Source organism: Chamaesiphon sp. OTE_20_metabat_361, from assembly GCF_031364565.1.
This window is the reverse complement of record NZ_JANLWO010000100.1, coordinates 1-3,779: the sequence shown is the minus strand read 5'-3', so window position 1 is coordinate 3,779 and position 3,779 is coordinate 1. Positions and strand designations below refer to the sequence as shown.

At 46.0% G+C, this 3,779-nt stretch carries 4 protein-coding genes and 1 pseudogene; all 5 read right to left on the bottom strand.

Going from position 1 to position 3,779, the window contains the following annotated elements:
- Positions 1-1,269 (bottom strand): ATP-dependent metallopeptidase FtsH/Yme1/Tma family protein (locus RMO35_RS02835; protein WP_309738422.1); only part of this gene is annotated, 1,269 nt, incomplete at its 3' end.
- A gap of 29 nt (positions 1,270-1,298) precedes the next feature.
- A complete protein-coding gene (locus RMO35_RS02830; RefSeq protein ID WP_309738421.1) occupies positions 1,299-1,526 on the bottom strand; it encodes a hypothetical protein in 228 nt (75 codons plus the stop codon).
- A 328-nt stretch (positions 1,527-1,854) separates the two neighbouring features.
- Positions 1,855-2,297 (bottom strand): annotated as a pseudogene (locus RMO35_RS25150) (hypothetical protein).
- A gap of 82 nt (positions 2,298-2,379) precedes the next feature.
- Positions 2,380-3,450, bottom strand: coding sequence for a Photosystem Q(B) protein 1 (locus RMO35_RS02820; RefSeq protein WP_309738419.1), 1,071 nt, complete (start codon positions 3,448-3,450; stop codon positions 2,380-2,382).
- Positions 3,451-3,543: 93 nt separating this feature from the next.
- The coding region (locus RMO35_RS02815; RefSeq protein ID WP_309738418.1) for a transposase at positions 3,544-3,779 on the bottom strand (236 nt) is incomplete at its 5' end.

Below are 3,779 nucleotides of genomic sequence, written 5' to 3'. Positions count from 1 at the left end.
CAGGACGCGAGACTTCTTCTCTAATCCAGTCAGAATGCGCTCGATCGCTTCTTCAAAGTCGGACATGGTAACGGCGACTCGATCGTGACGCGCAGCCAGTAGAGCCGCTTCATTAACCAAATTCGCCAGATCTGCACCTGCAAATCCAGGCGTGCGGGCAGCTAATTTGAGCAAATCCACATCATCCGACATTTTCACATTGCGGGCATGAACGACCAAAATTGCCTGCCGCCCGCTCTTATCTGGTCGATCGACTACAATCTGTCGATCGAAACGTCCAGGGCGCAGCAGGGCTGGATCGAGGACTTCAGGGCGGTTGGTAGCTGAGAGCAAAATCACCCCCGTATTGGCGGCAAAACCATCCATTTCCGACAACAATTGATTCAGCGTTTGTTCGCGTTCATCATTCCCGCCCATCGGGGAATTGGCACTAGAGCGCGATTTGCCCAAAGCATCCAATTCATCGATAAACACGATACAGGGAGCCTGCTGTTTAGCTTGCTCGAATAATCCCCGTACCCTGGCTGCGCCGACACCGACAAACATTTCGATAAATTCCGAACCGGAAATACTAAAGAACGGCACCCCAGCTTCGCCAGCAATAGCTTTCGCCAACAGGGTTTTACCAGTCCCCGGCGGCCCAACTAACAACACGCCCTTGGGAATTCTAGCTCCTAATTTGACATATTTATCGGCATGTTTGAGAAAATCGACGATTTCCTGAAGTTCGGCTTTTGCTTCATCGACCCCAGCCACATCATCAAAATTCACCCCAGTATCACCTGCAGTATAGGTTCTGGCCTTACTATTGCCCATACCTAAGATGCCCATTCCGCCTTGTCGCTCGGCACCACTAAATCTCGACCAGAGCGAGAGGAATAGTAACGGAAATATAAACCAACTCAAAATCGACCAAACCCCACTTAGTGGGCTAGGCGCAGGTACTGAATATTCGACCTGATGAGTGCGGAGGATTTGAGCTAGTTCGGGATCTTCGGCTAGTCGTCTGGTGACAAAGATATTTTTGGCTTCAGTCTGTTTGGATTTAGCGACAGGGGCTGATTTCAACTCGTACTGAATTTCTTGGCGATCGATTGTTGCCTTAACTACCTGTCCAGATTCTACCTGTTGGATAAATTCGCTGTAAGACTTGCGGGGATAGCTCTGCCCCGACCATGCCATCACAATTAGCAGCCAAATCAGGAAGATTAAACCACTCGGAATCGGCGAGTTTAATACTGTCGTTTTACGGTCGTTGTCAATCGGCATAGATCGACTTTCCTTGGATACAATGGAATCTAAGTTCCACTGTAGGACTCAAATCCAAGGAACTTGTGAGGAAATCGAATTGAATTGTCAGCGCGAATGATTTTGACGATCGGCCATACGCCAAGAAGATTGTTGCGCCGTGCAGCTTGGAGGATTTCAAAGAATGCCTGACTCGCATCCATATTCTGCAAACTGAGATTATTATATTTGTGCAGCAATCGTTGGCGTAGCCTCTTCTTGGAGAATCGTAATTCCATTCTAAGCGGGATAGATCGAGTTCTCCCATCGGTTCGGCTAATTGGAGCGTAATTTGGGTACAACATTGGGCATCACTAGTTATTTGCACAGCATTCGCTCGGCACAATAAAAATTGCAATTAATCCTCACAAGTTCCTCATGTCGATCGACTAATCTTAGATTGTCAAGAGTTTTAAATGTAGCTTGGTAAAAAAGATGAAAAATAATTTTGCTTTAGATAACAAGCTTTGGATAACTATAATTATTGCTCTACTAATGACTTTCCTGATCATGTCTTGGACGTACTATAGCTAGCAATCTCAATTTACTGAGTTGGGTTCGCTCAACTCAGGATCGATCTGATTCTGATTCTATCTTGGACGTAATTGTCCAGCGATAATGCTTCATCCATCGATAAGCAACAAGGTTTAGAAGAATACCGAGCGCAACTAAAATCGTCATCAAGGCAATTTGATACCAAGCGATCGGTATAACTGATAGATCGGCGATGAGGTGAGCAATATTGAGCAAAGAATAGATAACTGTCAGCCAAAATGACCGATTCGATAGCTTTTACTATCCGTAAAAGTTGACAGGACGATCGCGCATAGCGGCGGCACAAAAAAGAATAGCATCAGCCATAGAACCCAAGAAATATCCTGAGTGTCATGGGAATGAGCGATACTTTGACCGTGAAATAGCGGCATCAATCCCAGATCGGTATGAAATAGCAATGCTAGCAAAAAAGCTGTCCAGAGAGCAGATATTTGGTTGGGATAGTTTGACTTCATCCTGGCTACTCCTGCGGCAGCTAATAATAGTGGATTTTAAAGAGCCACCACCACACTGATTTAGGTATCGTGGTGGCTCAAACTAGCCAATCGGAGGAACTCGATCTGCCGATAGTACTAGTGGAAAGTTGTGGACATTGGGTGCGTGCATACCCTGTAGTCCCAAACCAGCGCGGTTAATGAGATCGGCATTGGTGCGGATTAATTTGCCTTGACTGTCAGAGATCGAGTGATTGAAATTAAAACCATTCAATCCAAATGCCATCGTACTCACGCCCAATGCGGCAAACCAAATACCGATTGTGGGTAAAGCGACGAGTAAGAAATGGAAACTACGGTGATTGCGACTGGCAAACACAGGTATTAACAACCGACCGAGAAATCCACTATGTCCGGCTATGTAGTCATAAGTAGGATATGTTTGACCGAAATCATAGCCATTATCGATCGACTCATCTTCATCAGTCTCCCGAATCAGGGTAGATGTCACCAGGGAACCATGTAAGGCACTCAGTAATGCTCCACCAAATACACCCGTGACTCCCAACATGTGGAACGGGTGCATCATAATACTATGATCTCCCTGAAATGCCAGCATGAAGTGAAATGTACCCGCAATGCCCAAGGGGAGACCATCAGCAAAGCTCCCTTGCCCGATCGGATAAACCAACAGCACCGCTGTTGCTGCCGCTACCGGAGCCGAAAAAGCGACCGCAATCCAAGGTCGAGCACCTAGTCGATAGCTCAATTCCCATAGCCGTCCCATGTAGCACCAAATACCAATCAGGAAATGAAATACGATTAATTGATAAGGGCCACCATTGTAAAGCCATTCATCGATCGAAGCAGCATCCCAAAGTGGATAAAAGTGTAACCCGATCGCGGCAGAAGTTGGCACAACGGCGGCGGTAATTAAGTTATTACCAGCAAGTAATGCCCCTTCAATTGGATCGCGGATGCCCTCCATATCGACACCAGGGGCGGCAGTAAAGGCGATCGTAAAGCAGGTAGTAGCTGTTAGTAAAGTGGGAATCATCAACACGCCAAACCAACCGATATATAGCCGATTGTCGGTGCTAGTCACCCATTGACAAAACTGTTCCCAGATCCCCATACTACTCGATCGCTGCCGAGTTTGAATCGTAGTACTCATTAGTTAAACCTCTTCAAGTGGTTCGCTCTAGATCGTAGATCGATAGTTTGAGGAACTTGTGAAGATATAGTCAATTCAAATAAGAATGAGACATTAGGAGACACAATAAGCTCGAATAATATCATCAAGGGTCGTATCAGGAGTGGCATACATTCTGGCTCTCTTTAATGCACTGAAATCATGTTCGATATCATTCAAGTCTGGAGAGTATTTTGGCAAGAATAGCACTTGATGTCCGGCCGCTTCCACTAGTTGTCGAATTGCACCCTTTCGATGGATTGGTGCATTGTCCATAATTAATACTGATGGTTGTGTTAGTGCCGGAATTA